Source organism: Martelella lutilitoris, from assembly GCF_005924265.1.
GTDB lineage: Bacteria > Pseudomonadota > Alphaproteobacteria > Rhizobiales > Rhizobiaceae > Martelella > Martelella lutilitoris.
In genome coordinates this window covers 392,939-407,737 of sequence record NZ_VCLB01000001.1, presented here as the reverse complement: position 1 = coordinate 407,737, position 14,799 = coordinate 392,939, and the positions used below count along the sequence as shown (strand labels likewise).

The following is a 14,799-nucleotide window of genomic DNA, read 5'->3' as shown; positions in this document are numbered from 1 at the left end:
TTTGCCGGGGACGGACGCCGAGCGCGCGTCGCCCGCCGTGGAGTGCAGACCATCTACACTTAGGCCAACCGGCTGCCGGTTTAAAGCCTTGACGATCAATCGCGCCACAAGGGATGCGGCCGGCGGCGCATCAGGAGCGGCCGGAGGTCAGATCCACCTCCCGGCAAGCCGTTTCAGCCCCGGCATGGCGGTCAGCACCAGGAGCAGAAGGGAGATCGCGATCATTGCGGCCGCGCCCGGATGCTCGACAAAGGTCATCGGGTCACCGCGCGAGAGCAGCATGGCCCGGCGCAGATATTCCTCCATCATCGGCCCGAGGATGAAGCCGATCAGCAGCGGCGCGGGTTCGTAGCGGTAGAGCCTCAGCACATAGCCGAGCACGCCGAAGCCGAGCATGGCCCAGATATCGAAGAGGGAATGATCGAGACTGTAGACGCCGATCGAGATCAGCACGACGATGGTGGGGTAGAGGAAATAATGCGGGATGCGCAGCAGTCGCACCCAGATGCCGATCAGCGGGATGTTGAGCACCAGCAGGAAGAGATTGCCGAACAGGAAGGAGACGATCAGGCCCCAGAAAAGCTGAGGGTGGTCGGAAATCAGGCGCGGGCCGGGGGTCACGCCGTGGATCATCAGCGCGCCGATCATCAGCGCCATTGTGGTCGAGCCGGGAATGCCGAGCGTCAGCGTCGGGATGAAGGCGGTCTGGGCGGCGGCATTGTTGGCCGATTCCGGCACCACCACGCCCTCGATCGCGCCCTTGCCGAAATTGGCGCGATTGGGCGAGACGCGCTTTTCGATCGCATAGCCGATCGAGGAGGCAACGGTCTGGCCCGTTCCCGGCAAAGTGCCGAAGAAACTGCCGATCAGGCTGCCGCGAATGGCGGGGCCGAGCGAGCGCAGCCATTCGCCGCGCTTGGGCAGGAAGCGCTGCCAGGAGACTTTTTCCGTGGCATAGGAGGCGGATGCGCCGCGTGCCGAATACATGGCTTCGGAAACGCCGAAGAGGCCCATGGCGACGACGACGAGATTGATGCCGTCGCGCAGGTCCTGGATGCCGCCGGTAAAGCGGGTGGCGCCGCTGTTGACGTCGACGCCGATCGTGCCGAGAAGCACGCCGAGCGTCACCATCATCACGCCCCTGAGCGTGCCGGAACTCGACACCACGGAGGCCGCCACAAGGCCGAGCAGCATCACCGCGAAATAATCCGCCGGTTCCAGCAGGAGTGCGAAATCCGCGAGCACGGGTGCCAGGGCGGCGATCACCAGAATGCCAAAAATGCCGCCGAAGAAGGAGGCGAGCGCGGTCATCAGCAGCGCCACGCCGGCGCGGCCCTCGCGCGCCATCGGATAGCCGTCGAGGCAGGTGATCGAGGAGGAGGGCGTTCCCGGAATATTGAGCAGGATAGAGGCGATCGAGCCGCCATATTCCGCCCCGTAATAAACACCCGCCAGCATGACGAGCGCGGTTTCCGGCGGCAGGTAGAAGGAGACCGGCAGCAGCATGGCAACGGCCGCCAGCGGCCCGAGACCCGGCAGCACGCCGATGAAGGTGCCGAGAAACGTGCCGAGGAAGCAATAAAGCAGGTTGGAAACAGTGGTGGCGGTGGCAAAGCCGAGGGCGAGATTGTCAAGCATGGATCAGAACCCCCGGAAGGCTTCGAGCGGCAGGCGGAGGCCGACGATGAAGACCAGCCAGACGCCGAGGACGGCGCCGATGACGAGACCGGTACGCCGCAACGGCGAGAGCGCGCCTACGGCATAGCTTGCGATCAGCACGCAGACGCCCGCGCCCGGCAGAACGCCGAAACGCGGCGTGACCAGCGCGAAGCCGGCGACGGCGAGCGCAATCGGGATGACCGTGCGCCAGTCGATCTTCAGATGTTCGGCACCTGCTTTCATGTCTCCTACAAGGGCGACGGCGGAGAGAATGACGAGGATGCCGCCGGCGATCAGCGGAAAGGCGCCGGGGCCCATACGGCGCGGCGTGCCGAGATCGAGCACGGTGACGGCGCCGATGACGAAGACAAGCGCGATCGCGCCGATCAGAAGCGTGCCCGCCTGTGCCGAAAGCTTCTTCAGCATTGCCCGGTCTCCGTTTCCGGTTCGAACTCCGCGCCCTCATAGGTCTCGCGGACGATGATCCGGCCCGCGCGAATGCCGTCGGCGGCGGCTGCAACCCGTTCCGCAACGGCTTGCGGAACGTCCGCTCCGAGCGCAAGCGCGGCATAGTCGCCTTCCGGAAGACCCAGCAGGACCGGCTGTTGCGGCAGGCGCCCCGCCGCAACATCGGCAATGGCGCGTTCCACGCCGAGATCGATGCGCGCCAGTGCCGAGGCGACAAACACATCCGGCGCCAGCGCCGTCCAGTCGAGCGCATTGCCGATCTGTCGGCGCCCGGCTGCCCGGCAGGCATCGATCGCGCCCTGCCTTGCGCCGTTCAGCATGGTGAAGATGATGTCCGCCCCGGCGGCGATCTCGGCATCGGCCCAGCGCCGGGTGATGGCATTGTCATCCTGCGAGCCGCAGAAGGCCGTGAGCACCCTGACGTCTGGGTCGGTTTCAACGACGCCCTGCACGAAGGCTGCGCGGCCCTTCAGCCCCGGGCGAACGCGATGGCCGGACAGATGGCCGACCGTGCCGGTCATCGTCATCAGCGCCGCGAGGCAGCCTGCCAGATAGGCCGAATGTTCCTGCGCCACATCATAGCTTGCAAGGTTTTGCCCATGGGCGTGGCCCTGAACGATGGCGAAGGGCTTTTCCGGCCAGTCGAGGGCCAGAACCGGCATGACCCGGTCGCCCTGCCCGCCGATGAAGACCAGACCGTCGAAATCCGCCATCACCCGGTCAAGGCTTTCGAGGATCTCGGCCGTATCATAGGCCAGCCCGTCGATGATGCTGATCTGCGCGGTTCCGGCGCGCGCTGCCTTTCGCGCGCCGGCAAGACCGCTGGCATTGAAGCCCGCATCCTCCGCCTCGCCGATGACGACGACAGCGATCTGCGGCAGGGCGGATTTGTCCGAAGCAAGCCGGCTGACGCGCATCATTCACTCGCCTGGTTGACCAACGGCGCCCATTCGGCAACGCCCTTTGCAACATAGTCGGTAAATTCATCGCTCGTCATCGTGCCGCCGACAATGCCCCAGGTCTCGAACTGGGCAACGACTTCATCGGTTGCCAGCGCGGTGGCGAGCGCGTCCTGAAGCGTCGCCACGATGTCCGGATCGACGCCGGCGGGGGCGGAAATGCCGAGCCAGTTTTCGGCAACGATATCATAGCCGAGTTCGGTAAAGGTCGGAGTGTCGGACAGGGTGTCGAGCCGTTGCGGCGAAGAGACGGCGAGCGGGATGGCCGTTCCCTCGGCGACGGCGGGCAGGTTCTGCGGCACGGCATCAAAGATCACCGGGATGACGCCGGCGCGGAAATCAAGCCGCATCGGGCCTGAGCCCTTGTAGGGAATGTGCGAGAGTTCGACGCCCGCCTCGTTCTCATAGGCAACGGCGACGACATGCCCCCAGGAGCCGACGCCGGAAGAGCCGTAGTCCAGCATGCCGGGCTCGGCCTTTGCCTTTTCAACGAAGGCGGCCATGTCCGGCGTCTCAAGCTCGGGCGAGACGAACATGCCGAGATGGACGGCGCCGATATAGCCGATATGGGTGAAGTCGGCGACCGGATCATAGGGCGTGTCGGGGAAGCTTGTCGGCGCGACGTTGAACGGCGTCAGGTTCGAGAGCATCAACGTGTAGCCATCGGCTTCGGCATTCTTCAGCTCGGTCGCGGCCACGGTGCCGGCGGCGCCCGGCTTGTTTTCAACGACGAATTGCTGGCCAAGCGCGGCGCCGAGCTGTTCGGAAAGCAGGCGGGCGACGAGATCGCTGGAGCCGCCGGGCGGAAAGGAAACCAGGATACGGACAGGGCGCTCGGGATAGTCCGCCGCAAAGGCGGCGGGCGCGAGGGCGGCAAGGGCGGTGGCGGCGAGGATGATGGATTTCAGCGGGCGGACCGGCATGTCAGAACTCCAGTTTCTGCTGTCTTGGGTCGGGGCGGATGCATTGACGAAATTCAAGTTCCAAGAGAGGAAACTACAGTTTCAAAAATCACGCAAGTAAAAAATAGGCAAATATGATTTTTGTATAAATAATAGGCATTATGGTTGCTCATTGGGCATCAGTCATGGCGAAAAGCCCGCCAATCCGGCATTTCCAGCCACATAGACGGGAAACCACCGACTGAAATCAGGATTTCGAACACCATGGCTTGCCTTTTCAGCATTGCGGCCGTTAATGACAAATTATGAAATCAGAATTTCAAAACGCCGCCGACGAAGCGCCTTTTCTCAACCGCGTGCAGCGCGTTCTGCCGCAGTTGAGCCCGGCCGAGCGCCGGCTGGGCGAGTTCCTGCTGGATTTTCCGGGCGAACTTGGCAGCTATGACGCGCAGGAACTGGCGCGTTTGTGCGATGTCTCCAAGGCCACCGTTTCGCGCTTCATCCGCAAGCTCGGCTTTGCCAGCTACGACCAGGCGAAAAAGGCAGTGCGCGACGAGCGCCAGACCGGCTCGCGCGCCTTCTTCGCCCATGCCGAGCCGGAGGCCAATGCCGCGGCCCTTGCCCTCGACATGCGCGAGGAGAAGGACAATCTCGACTGGACCTTCGCCAATCTCGATGCAAGCGAGCTGGAAGCGCTCGCCGCTGCCGTCATCGAAAGCCGCAAGGTCTGGATCACCGGCCAGCGCATCAGCCAGTCCTTTGCCCATTACCTCTATTGGCAACTGACCAAGATCGTCGGCGAAGTCGTCGTTTTCCCGCAGGGCGGCGAGACGCTGGGCGAACATGTGGCGCGCATCGAGGAGGGCGATCTGGTGATCGCGATCACGCTGCGCCGCCGGATCGCAGGCACGCGTCAATTGCTCGACACGATCGTGGAAAGCGGCGCGCGGCTGGCGCTGATCTCGGACGAGAACATGGCCCGCCATCCCGCCGCGCACTGGCATTTCCACTGCCGCATTCATTCCGACGGCCCGCAGTTCAACCACGCCGCCGTGCTGGCGCTCTGCCATCAGATCGTGGTCCGCGCGACGCTCAACGCCGGGCGTACGGGCCGCGACCGCCTGCGCAAGGTCGATGCTGTCAACGAAAAGCTGATGCAATACGAATAGCGTGCTCTTGGAGCGCCGTGCGTCCATTCGGCCGCACAAGGGACGCTCTAACCTATTGAATCTACGCATCGTGCTTTCCGAAAATCGCTTCCGATTTTCGGGCCGATGCGCTAGCCGGCCGAAACCGGGCTGTCATTCATGAAGCGGGAATGAAACGGCAGGGCGGCGGCGCCGATCGCCAGTCCCCACGGCCCGAGCCTGCTTCTCTCGATCGCGGTCTCGCTGTCCGCCCCGGAAATCTCGGAAAGCCGCGAGACGATATCGGCGAGCACCGCGTCGGGCAGAAGACCGGCAATGATCGCCGTCTTCACCCGGGCAAAGCGGCCGAGCGAGGTGATCAAGGCGTGAAGCTCGCCGGCCACCGTCCCGATCCAGCCATCGATATTGTCGCCGGATGCCTCCGGGCCGTCGCGCAGCGCGAGAAAGTGATCCATCATCGCCGCTTCGCTATCAAGGGAGAATGCCTGGTCGTGGCCGGCATAGATGCGCCCGCCGAGCACGAGGCGCGGCACGATATGCGGCGTGACCACGCAATAGAGGTAGTCGTTGAGATTGCGCGCCGCGCCGAACATGCATTCCGCGCTCGCCGCCGCCGTGACGTCGTTCTGGATGAAGACGTCGAGCCCGCTTGCGCGGCTGAGTTCGGCTTCGAAATCGAAATCGAGAATGGCCCTGGCCTCGCCGATCGACGGCCCCATGTCGGCGGGCAACGAAAGCCCGATGCCGGCAAGCCGGTCGCGCCGGGCCTTTGGCGCTTCGGCCATGGCCGTCTCCACCGCCTCGCGGGCGGTTCTGCGCACGTCGTCGAGGCGGGCTTCGTCGTAGAAGAAGGCCCTGCGGCTGATCGGATTGCCGACGAAATCGCTCATCACCACGTCGAGATAGCGATGGCCGATATTGATACCGATCGAAAACGCCCCCTCCGGATTGAGGCTGATCGGGGTTGTCGGCGGGCCGATGCGCCCGCGCACGGCCTCACCCTTCAAAACGAGATTGTCCTTTTCCAGCGCGCGCACAATCACCGAGATTGTCTGTGCGGAAAGCCCGCTCGCCTCGCCAAGTTGCATGCGCGAGAGCCCCGGGTTTTGCAGAAGCAGCGACATGATCAGCCGCTCGTTATAGGAGCGCGCGAGTACCTGGTTCATGCCGGTGCTGCGCTCGGCAATGCGAACGGAAGGCGGCGGGGCAAATCTCATATCTGGCATTTTTGGCAGTCTCCACGCCCGGGATGAAAACGGGCGCATGGGTTGATCCGTCAGGTGGTGTCAGGAGGCGCGCGCGCGCTCCTCGCCCCAGCCGATTGCCTCTATCTCCTCGGCGATGGCCTTGCCAAGGGCTGCATGGGCGGCGGCATCGAGATGGAACCCGTCGGCATCACTTGAACTGACCACCAGACCCGCGTCGAAGAAATGCACTTCCTGGGCCTCGGCAATGCGCTCATATTCGGCCGCCAGCGCCCGGGATTTCTCCTGCGCGCCCATGAACACGCCGGACCATTCCTTCAGCTCCATGGCCGTTGGCGGCGGGGCGACGATCATGATTTCCGGCACCTTGCCATCGATGCCGGCCGGCAGCGCCTTGATGTCGGAGACCAGCGCGCCAACCCCCATGGCGATCTCGCCGGCGGTCTTGTTGAAGCGGATCTTCAGGTCGTTGGTGCCGAGCATCACGATCACCAGATCAAGCGGCTTGTGGCTCATGATGCATGGCTTCAGATAGGTGCGCCCGTTCTTTTCCGCGCCCTCGATCGGGTCGTCGCTGACGGTCGTGCGGCCGGAAAGCCCCTCCTCGATCACCAGCCAGCGATCGCCCAGAATGGCGCGGACAATGCCCGGCCAGCGTACGTCATGCGGATATCGATCATCGGGGCGATTGGCCGTTGTCTGGCCGTAAGTGTTTGAATCCCCGTAACAAAGAACTGAGCGCATTCTCCCTCCCTCTTCCCCGGCGTCTGTCGGCGCCGTGCCGGCAGGGCGAATGAAAACCGGCCGGCGATGAGCGTCAAGCTAGGTCGGGGCGTCGCCGAGGTCAATAATAAATCAACATGAATAATTATTGACAGGTCGATTTATTTGAGGATGATTGAGAGAGATCGAGGCGATGAACCTGCATGGAGGATGCGTGGTTGCCACTCCGGTTTTCGCCGTATCAGAGGGAGGGAATAATGAAATTTACCGACACACTGAAAGGCATCGGCGCGGCCGCCGTCATCGCGCTTGCCGCCGCTGCACCCGCCAAGGCGGCGGATGATGGCCCGCTGCTCGTCGTCAGCGGTCCCCTGTCCTGGCCGTTTTTTGCCGCCGTGAAGAAGGGCTTTGACGACGCGGCCGAAGCCTACGGGCTCGACTACCAGTACATTGCCGTCACCGACACGGCCAACATGACCAGCGACTATCCGCGGCTTCTGCAGCAGGCCATCAGCCGTGATCCGAAAATGCTGCTCGTCGGCGAGTTCTTCCCCGACGGCATGGATCCGCTGATCCGCGAGGCGACGGCAGACGGCATTCCGGTGCTGATCCACAATTCCGGGCAGACGCTCTGGGAAGACAATGGCTCGATCGGCTTTGTCGGCGAGGATCCCTACCAGATGGGCTACAAGGCCGGTCAAATTCAGGCCGATGCCGGCGTCAAGAAGGGCCTGTGCTTCAACCAGGTGCCCGGCAATCCGACGGTGGAAGAGCGCTGCAACGGCTATGTCGCGGCCATGGAAGAGGCTGGCGCCGAGACGATCTACCAGACGATCGGCACGGGTGACGCCACCAATCCGCAGGCCATGACCCAGGCGATCAAGGGCACGCTGCAGGCCAATCCGGATATCGACGGCATCTATACGCTGAACGCGGTTCCGGCCATGAGCGCGCTGCGCGCGGTCGATGAGGTCGGCCGCAAGGGCGAGATCATGATCGGCACGGCCGACCTCTCCAACGAGGCGCTGATGGCGATCAAGAACGGCGATCTCGCCTTCGCCATGGACCAGCAACCCTATCTGCAGGGCTATCTCTCCATGCTGATCGCCAACCAGTACCTCAACTACGGCCTGCATCCGATCGGCCATGTGAAGACCGGACCGCTCGTCATCGACGCCTCCAATGTCGACAAGACGCTCGAGGTCAACAAGGCCCATGGCGGCGTGCGCGGCGCGTCCTGAAGACCGACGCTACTCAACCTGACGCAATGCCTGCCGGGTCATGCCCGGCAGTCAGGCTGCTGATAAATCGTATTGCGGTTGACCGGATTTCGCCTGTCCTCTGTCCGTCACCCCGGACTTGATCCGGGGTCCAGGGCTGCAGAACGCCTAACGTGCAGAGGATTTGATGTTGATCGTCCTCGGTATTTGGCCCTGGATGCCGGGTCAGGCCCGGCATAACGGAAAATCCTGTGGGGCCTTTTTCAGCAAACTGCCTGCCGGTTTTTGCCCGGCAGTCTCCGCCTTAAGGGACTGGAACGCATGAAATGCCGCATGTTTGAGTTTTACGCAATTCCGGACGGAAGCCGGCATCCACTTTTTCCGGAATTGCACATAATGCCAAGACTGGAGCAATAACGTGATCAAGTCCGTGATCCGACGGCCGGAGACAGGCGCGCTTGCCGCCTTCATCCTTACCTATTTGTTTTTCGCCGTCGCCACCTCCGGCGCCGGCTTCGTGTCGATCAACGGCACGGCCGGCTGGCTGAACCTTGCCGCCGAACTCGGCATTGTCGCGATCCCGGTCGGACTTTTGATGATCTCCGGCGAATTCGACCTCTCGATCGGTTCCACTGTCGGAGCCGCCTCGATGATCGTGGCGCTCGGCACCAACCAACTCGGCCTGCCGATCTGGCCGATGATCGGGGTCGCGCTTGTCGCCGGCATGCTGATCGGGCTTTGCAACGGGCTTGCGGTGGTCAAGACCAACCTGCCCTCCTTCATTGTCACGCTCGCCACCAATTTCATCGTCATCGGCGCGACAATGGGCTTCTCAAGGCTGATCGCCAATGTCACCTCCAGCTCCATCATTGCCTCCGACAGCGCGAAATTCGTCTTCGCCGCCCGCTGGGGCCAGGCCAATATCGCCATTTTGTGGTGGGGGCTTGCAGCCCTTGCCGGCTACTGGCTGTTGTCGAAAACCGTGTTCGGCAACTGGATCTATGCCACCGGCGGCAATCTCAATGCCGCGCGCGGAGCGGGCGTTCCCGTCGAGCGCGTCAAGATCACGCTCTTCGTCGCAACCGGCTTTGCCGCGGCCCTTGTCGGTATCCTGCAGGGCATCCAGTGGAATTCGGGCAATGCCACCTATGGCATGGGCTATGTGTTTCAGGCGCCGATCGTCGTCGTCATCGGCGGCATTCTTCTGACCGGCGGCTATGGCTCCGTGCTCGGCATTGTTCTCGGCACGGCGCTGTTCGGCGTGATTTCGACCGGCATCTTCTATACCGGCTGGAACACCGACTGGATCCAGCTCTTCCTCGGCGGCCTGCTCGCTATCGCCGTTCTTGCCAACAACTACATTCGCCGGCTCGCGCTGGCCTCACGCTGAGGGAGGGGTTGATGTCCCTGATGGAACTGCGCAACGTCGACAAATATTTCGGCACCACCCATGCGCTGAAGAAAGTCTCGATGACCGTCGAACCCGGCAAGATCCTCTGCCTTCTGGGTGATAATGGCGCGGGCAAATCGACGCTGATCAAGGTGCTCTCGGGCTATCACCAGCCGTCCTCAGGGGCGCTGATCTTCGAGGGCAGGGAAACACGGTTTTCCGGCCCGCGCGAGGCGCGCAAGCGCGGCATTGCCACCGTCCACCAGGATGTCGGCTCGATCCCGCTGATGAGCGTTGGCCGCAACTTCTTTCTCGGCGCGGAGCCTGTGACCGGCCAATGGCCGCTGCGCCGTTTCGACAGCGCGCTGGCCAACCGGGTTGCCGTCGAACAGATGCAGGCCTTCGGACTGACGCGGGTGAAAAGCGGCGACCAACTGGTCGGCACCATGTCGGGCGGCGAACGGCAGGTGCTCGCCATCGGCCGCGCCATGTATTTCGGCGCCAAGATGCTGATCCTCGACGAGCCGACCTCCGCACTCGGCGTCAAGGAGGCCTCGATGGTGCTGAAGATGATGCGGATCGCGCGCGAAAACGGCGCCGGCATCGTCTTCATCACCCACAATGCCCGCCATGCCATGGCCGTCGGCGATGAATTCTGCGTGCTGATCCAGGGCGAGGTCGCCGCCGATTTCAAACGCGGCGAGAAGACCCGCGAGGAAGTGCTGAACCTGATGGCCGGCGGCGAGGACATGGCCGAGCTTGAGGAAGACCTCGAACAGGTCGACTGATCACGGCGTCTCCACGCGCCGAAGCGTGATCGGCGATCTATCCGACAACGTGTCGCTCGGATGCAGCACCACCTGGTCTCCGGGGCTCAGTCCGCCGGTCACCTCCGCGTTCTCGTCGTTCATGCGGCCGATCTCGACCGTCGCGATCACGGCCTTGTCGCCCTCCACCTTGAACACCTGCCAGTCATTGCCGGAACGGAACAGGGCCGCGATCGGCGCCTGCGTCACGTTGTCGGCCTGCCAGATCACCAGCCGGGCATAGATGCGGAAGGCATTGCCGAGGCCTTCGGGCACGGTGTCGAAATCAAGGATCGCGTCGACCCGCTGCTCGGAAATGCCAAGTGCTGAGACCTTCTCATAGGCGGCCGGCTCGACCCGGCGGACGGTGGCGGCAACCGGCTCGCCGCCCCAGTCGACGATCTCGGCTTTCGTGCCGGCATGGATATGGACCGCATCCGTCGACAGGAGATCGACCACGGCTTCAAGATTGCGCGGGTCGCCGATATCGGCGATTTTGGCGCCGATCGTCACCGGCTGGGCGCTGCGGGCATAGATGTCGAGGATAACGCCGTCGGCCGGCGCGGTGAGGTCGATGCAGCAATCCTCTTCCTCGCCCAGAAGCGCTGCGCGCGGCTCGGAAAGCCGTGCCTCGGCCGCTTTCAGCTCCGCCTGGCGCAGCGAGACCGTGGCTTCGGCCGCATTCAACTGCGCCTTCGCCACGTCCACGGCGGTGACGGCCTGCTGCAGTTCCATCTCGGAGATCGTGTCGCGCTGGCTGAGATTGCGATAGCGCCTCAGCTGGTCCTCGGCCTGCTCGAGACTGGCCGATGCCTTCAGCCGCTCGGCTTCCGCGATCGCGACCGCCACCTGTGCCGCGTCCTTTGCGGCGCGCAATTCGTCGCGCGTGCGTGGATCGAGAAGGGCGGATTGCGAGGGCAGGATGCGGGCAACGACGCTTGTCCCCGCTTTTACCGTGTCGCCCTCGTCAAAGCGGGTGCGCAGCATCTGCCCGGCAATCGGCGTGTGGATGGTGTAGATCTCCTTCACCCGCGTCTTGCCCTCCTGCAGGATGGCGACCTCCATTGGCCCGGACGCGATCGTCGCCACGTCGACGGGGACCGGCTTTTCGCGCATGGCGAGATAGAATCCGCCGATCACGGCGAGCACCACGATGGCGAGAAGGCCTCTCCTGATCCACTTTCCCATTGGGTTACTCCCTCGTTTTCAGCACTTCTATGAGATCGAATCGATCGATCCGCCGGCGCACGACCAGCGCGGACAAAAGGCCGGCGATAACGACCACCATCGACGCGCGCGCATAGCTGTCGAGATCGACGACGAACGGAATGGTGAAAAGGTCGCTCGAAAACCCCGAAATCACCAGCTTGGCGAAGAAATAGCCGAGATACCAGCCGATGGGCTGGGCAAGCGTGATCAGCGCCGCGATTTCCACCAGCAGCACCTGCGAGACCTCCGCGCGGGAGAAACCGAGCACCCTGAGGCTTGCCAGTTCACGGCCGCGTTCGGACAGAAGGATGCGCGCGGAATTGTAGACGACGCCGAAGGTGATGACGGCGGCGAGCGCGACATAGATGGTCGACATGATGTCGATGTTCTCCCGCATGGTCTTGCGGAAATTTTCCAGCGACAGCCGGTTGAGCGCCACGCCGGCAATCCGCGGCGTGTCCTTCACCGCGCCGTAGAACGCCGCAAGCCGGGTTTCGTCGACGGCGATACTGGCGCCCGAAACGCGGTCTCCGTCGCCGATCATGTGGTCGAGGGCGCGGCCATCCATGTAGACGGCAAGGCCCAGAAAGCTCTGCACCACCGAAGTGACCGGCACGCTCACCAGACGGTGGTTGCGGGTTACGAGCTCGACCTGCGCCAGATCTCCGGTGGAAAGACCGAGCGTTTCGGCCACCCGTTCGCTGATCATCAGCCCCTCGGGCGGGATCGACAGTTGCACGGCGTCCGGATCGACCACGCGCGAAAGGTCGTCCAGATCCGAGGCGCTGTTGATCGACAGGTGTTTTTCCCGATAGCCGTTGCGCAGGATCACCGGTTCGGCCCGAAACCCTTCCGCGCGCATCACGCCGGGCAAGCGGGCGAGCGAGACCAGCGCCTCCGGCGCCAACGCATCGGTGAAGCTGACTGTTGCATCCTGGCGCTGGGTATCAAAGAAGATGGCCCGGATCATCGCATCCATGGAATTGGAGGTGGACATGCCGACCGTCAGAAGCGCCACCGGCATGGCGATGCCGATCACGGTCATGGTTGCGCGCAGGGGAAAGCGGGTGATGTTGCGCAGCGCCATCACTGTCAGCTCGGAGAGAAGGCGCGGCAGGCGAAAGCCAAGGGAAAGCTGGCGATAGCGCACCGGTTCGGGCGGGCGCATGGCAACGGCGGCCGGCAGGCTTGCAGCTTTGAAGATCACCCGCGCCGCGCCGACCAGCGCGGCGGCCGCGGCAACGCTTCCCGCGAGCAGATAGACATCCGGGCTCCAGTCAAATACCAGGAAGGGGAAGGTGTAGAAGCGCACATAGAGCCTGGTCATCGCCACGCCCCACCAGCTGCCAAGCGCAAAGCCGATGGCCGTGCCGATGACGACGATCACCAGCGTGAGCTTGATATAGTGCGCGGCGATTGCACCGCTTGAAAAACCGAGCGCCTTCAACAGGCCGATCTGCTCGCGTTCCAGCGCGATCATCCGCGACAGAACCATGTTGACGAGGAAGGCGGCAACGCCGAGGAAGATCGGCGGAAGAACGCCCGCCATGGCCTTCAGCTGTGTCAGTTCGCTGTCGACGAAAGCATTCGAAATTTGCCTGTCGCGGCCATAGGCGCCGACGCCGCCATAGGGGGAAAGCAGGTGGTCGAGGCGTTCGATCACCGCGTCCTCATTGGCGTTGCGTCCAAGCTTCAACACCACGTCGTTGAACGCGCCGTCCATGTCGAAAATGCCGTCGAGCACGCTTTCCGGCATGTAGAGAATGCCGTAGCGGCGATTGTCCGGCACCATGTCACCGGGGCCGATGGCATAGACATATTCGGGCGAGAGCACGATGGCGGTGATTGTCAGCCGGCGCTTCTTGCCGTCCATCAGCGCCTCGAAGTGATCGCCCGGCTGAAAGCCATGCGCCTTGGCGAAATTTTCCGAGACGGCGACCTCGCCCACGCGGTTCGGGTCGGGAAGCCTGCCGGCGCGGATATAGGCGCGGTTCAACAGCGGCTCGCCGCTGTCAGGCGTGGAAATGACTGTTGCCGCCGCCGGGGCCTCCATGCCGGTAATGTCGAGAATGGCGGGCTTGACCACGCGAAAATCGGCGCGCAGGACCCCGTCGATCATGCGGATCTCGTCGGCCAGCCGGTCGGGCGCGCGGGCGACGCTGGCGAACACGTCGGCAAAGCCGTAGCGGTCGTAAAAGGTGTCGCGGGTCTCGATCAGAGAGCGATAGACGCCGACAGCCATGATCAGCACGGCGACGCCGCAGGCCAGCACCAGCGCCACCGCCAGAAGCTGCGCCCAGAGACGCCGCACGTCGCGCAGAAGCTTGCGGTCGAGGATCGCTACCATTGGATGTCCGCCGGGTTCAGGCGCTGCTGATTGATCTCCGTGCCCTCGATCTTGCCGTCGCGGAAGGTGATGACGCGATGGGCGATCCTGCGGATATCGGCATTGTGGGTGATGATGGCGACGGTGGCGCCGAGCTCCTCATTGATGCGGCAGAGCACTTCGAGCACGAGAATACCGGTCTTCGAATCGAGCGCGCCCGTCGGCTCGTCGCAGAACAGAACCTCGGGCCGCTTGGCGATCGCGCGGGCGATGGCCACGCGCTGCTGCTCGCCGCCGGACATCTGGGCGGGGAAATGATCCATCCGCTGTTTCAGTCCGACCATTTCCAGCGCTTCTTCCGGCGGCATCGGGTTTTTCGAGATCGCCCCGACCAGTGCCACGTTCTCGCGCGCCGTCAGGCTCGGGATCAGATTGTAGAACTGGAAGACGAAGCCGACATGGGCGCGGCGATAGCGCGTCAGCTTCCATTCCGGATAGTCGGAGATCATTTCGTCGCGGAACCGAACCGTGCCGGACGACGCCCGGTCGAGTCCGCCGACAATGTTGAGAAGCGTCGACTTGCCGCTGCCAGACGGCCCGAGCAGCACCACCATCTCGCCGGCAAAGAGATCAAGATCGACGCCGGCGAGCGCTTTGACCTCGACTTCGCCGCTCGTATAGACCTTCGATATGTCGCGCGCCGAAAAGATCGGCGCCCGTTCCCCGTGATCGGTCCTGACTTCCTGCTGGTCCTGCATGGCCTCTCCCGCAGCGGCGATTGCCG

The 14,799-nt window shown here is 63.5% G+C and carries 13 protein-coding genes; 4 read left to right on the top strand and 9 right to left on the bottom strand.

Translation table 11 applies throughout. The features are described 5' to 3' along the window. Positions 1-147: 147 nt before the first annotated feature. From FF124_RS01920 to FF124_RS01905, 4 genes are read right to left on the bottom strand one after another with little or no spacing between them, the layout of a single operon-like run. Positions 148-1,638: a tripartite tricarboxylate transporter permease gene (locus FF124_RS01920; protein WP_138746782.1), complete on the bottom strand. Its 1,491-nt coding sequence runs from the start codon at positions 1,636-1,638 to the stop codon at positions 148-150. Between the two features lie 3 nt (positions 1,639-1,641). After that, positions 1,642-2,085 (bottom strand): tripartite tricarboxylate transporter TctB family protein, encoded by a 444-nt coding sequence (locus tag FF124_RS01915; protein WP_138746781.1) that lies wholly within the window; start codon positions 2,083-2,085, stop codon positions 1,642-1,644. Beyond that, positions 2,079-3,047 carry a BMP family protein gene (locus tag FF124_RS01910; protein WP_138746780.1) on the bottom strand — a complete coding sequence of 323 codons (969 nt, stop codon included), beginning with the start codon at positions 3,045-3,047 and terminating at the stop codon, positions 2,079-2,081. The genes FF124_RS01915 and FF124_RS01910 overlap by 7 nt, the downstream gene beginning before the upstream one ends. Continuing rightward, positions 3,044-4,009, bottom strand: coding sequence for a Bug family tripartite tricarboxylate transporter substrate binding protein (locus FF124_RS01905; RefSeq protein WP_138746779.1), 966 nt, complete (start codon positions 4,007-4,009; stop codon positions 3,044-3,046). The genes FF124_RS01910 and FF124_RS01905 overlap by 4 nt, the downstream gene beginning before the upstream one ends. Before the next feature lie 284 nt (positions 4,010-4,293). Between FF124_RS01905 and FF124_RS01900 the strand changes: the two genes are divergently transcribed. Next, complete coding sequence (locus FF124_RS01900; protein WP_138746778.1) at positions 4,294-5,157, top strand: MurR/RpiR family transcriptional regulator; 864 nt, start codon at positions 4,294-4,296, stop codon at positions 5,155-5,157. 110 nt (positions 5,158-5,267) lie between these two features. On the opposite strand, the gene FF124_RS01895 is transcribed toward FF124_RS01900, so the two are convergent. Both FF124_RS01895 and FF124_RS01890 read right to left on the bottom strand, forming a co-directional pair. Further along, the gene (locus FF124_RS01895; protein WP_187326770.1) at positions 5,268-6,362 is read right to left on the bottom strand and encodes an ROK family transcriptional regulator; all 1,095 of its coding nucleotides are present in this window, start codon (positions 6,360-6,362) and stop codon (positions 5,268-5,270) included. A gap of 60 nt (positions 6,363-6,422) precedes the next feature. Continuing rightward, a complete protein-coding gene (locus tag FF124_RS01890; RefSeq protein WP_138746776.1) occupies positions 6,423-7,085 on the bottom strand; it encodes an SGNH/GDSL hydrolase family protein in 663 nt (220 codons plus the stop codon). Between the two features lie 236 nt (positions 7,086-7,321). Here FF124_RS01890 and FF124_RS01885 point away from each other — a divergent pair, with 236 nt between their 5' ends. The 3 genes from FF124_RS01885 to FF124_RS01875 all read left to right on the top strand — a co-directional run bounded on the left by FF124_RS01885 (position 7,322) and on the right by FF124_RS01875 (position 10,462). Then, positions 7,322-8,305, top strand: coding sequence for a sugar ABC transporter substrate-binding protein (locus FF124_RS01885; RefSeq protein WP_187326769.1), 984 nt, complete (start codon positions 7,322-7,324; stop codon positions 8,303-8,305). A 397-nt stretch (positions 8,306-8,702) separates the two neighbouring features. Next, positions 8,703-9,674 carry an ABC transporter permease gene (locus FF124_RS01880; RefSeq protein ID WP_138746774.1) on the top strand — a complete coding sequence of 324 codons (972 nt, stop codon included), beginning with the start codon at positions 8,703-8,705 and terminating at the stop codon, positions 9,672-9,674. Positions 9,675-9,685: 11 nt separating this feature from the next. After that, a complete protein-coding gene (locus FF124_RS01875) occupies positions 9,686-10,462 on the top strand; it encodes an ATP-binding cassette domain-containing protein (protein ID WP_138746773.1) in 777 nt (258 codons plus the stop codon). On the opposite strand, the gene FF124_RS01870 is transcribed toward FF124_RS01875, so the two are convergent. Genes FF124_RS01870 through FF124_RS01860 form a run of 3 tightly spaced genes read right to left on the bottom strand, consistent with a single transcriptional unit; the run spans position 10,463 to position 14,773 of the window. Continuing rightward, positions 10,463-11,668 (bottom strand): efflux RND transporter periplasmic adaptor subunit, encoded by a 1,206-nt coding sequence (locus FF124_RS01870; RefSeq protein WP_138746772.1) that lies wholly within the window; start codon positions 11,666-11,668, stop codon positions 10,463-10,465. Positions 11,669-11,672: 4 nt separating this feature from the next. Continuing rightward, the gene (locus tag FF124_RS01865; RefSeq protein ID WP_138746771.1) at positions 11,673-14,036 is read right to left on the bottom strand and encodes an ABC transporter permease; all 2,364 of its coding nucleotides are present in this window, start codon (positions 14,034-14,036) and stop codon (positions 11,673-11,675) included. Next, positions 14,030-14,773, bottom strand: a complete 744-nt coding sequence (locus FF124_RS01860) for an ABC transporter ATP-binding protein (protein ID WP_138746770.1) — start codon at positions 14,771-14,773, stop codon at positions 14,030-14,032. Before FF124_RS01860 ends, FF124_RS01865 begins: the two co-directional genes overlap by 7 nt. Between the last annotated feature and the right edge of the window lie 26 nt (positions 14,774-14,799).

Coding starts and splice junctions, on each gene's coding strand:
- FF124_RS01920 (WP_138746782.1), bottom strand. CDS start 1,638: ATGCTTGACAATCTCGCCCTCGGCTTTGCCACCGCCACCACTGTTTCC.
- FF124_RS01915 (WP_138746781.1), bottom strand. CDS start 2,085: ATGCTGAAGAAGCTTTCGGCACAGGCGGGCACGCTTCTGATCGGCGCG.
- FF124_RS01910 (WP_138746780.1), bottom strand. CDS start 3,047: ATGATGCGCGTCAGCCGGCTTGCTTCGGACAAATCCGCCCTGCCGCAG.
- FF124_RS01905 (WP_138746779.1), bottom strand. CDS start 4,009: ATGCCGGTCCGCCCGCTGAAATCCATCATCCTCGCCGCCACCGCCCTT.
- FF124_RS01900 (WP_138746778.1), top strand. CDS start 4,294: ATGAAATCAGAATTTCAAAACGCCGCCGACGAAGCGCCTTTTCTCAAC.
- FF124_RS01895 (WP_187326770.1), bottom strand. CDS start 6,362: ATGCCAGATATGAGATTTGCCCCGCCGCCTTCCGTTCGCATTGCCGAG.
- FF124_RS01890 (WP_138746776.1), bottom strand. CDS start 7,085: ATGCGCTCAGTTCTTTGTTACGGGGATTCAAACACTTACGGCCAGACA.
- FF124_RS01885 (WP_187326769.1), top strand. CDS start 7,322: ATGAAATTTACCGACACACTGAAAGGCATCGGCGCGGCCGCCGTCATC.
- FF124_RS01875 (WP_138746773.1), top strand. CDS start 9,686: ATGTCCCTGATGGAACTGCGCAACGTCGACAAATATTTCGGCACCACC.
- FF124_RS01870 (WP_138746772.1), bottom strand. CDS start 11,668: ATGGGAAAGTGGATCAGGAGAGGCCTTCTCGCCATCGTGGTGCTCGCC.
- FF124_RS01865 (WP_138746771.1), bottom strand. CDS start 14,036: ATGGTAGCGATCCTCGACCGCAAGCTTCTGCGCGACGTGCGGCGTCTC.
- FF124_RS01860 (WP_138746770.1), bottom strand. CDS start 14,773: ATGCAGGACCAGCAGGAAGTCAGGACCGATCACGGGGAACGGGCGCCG.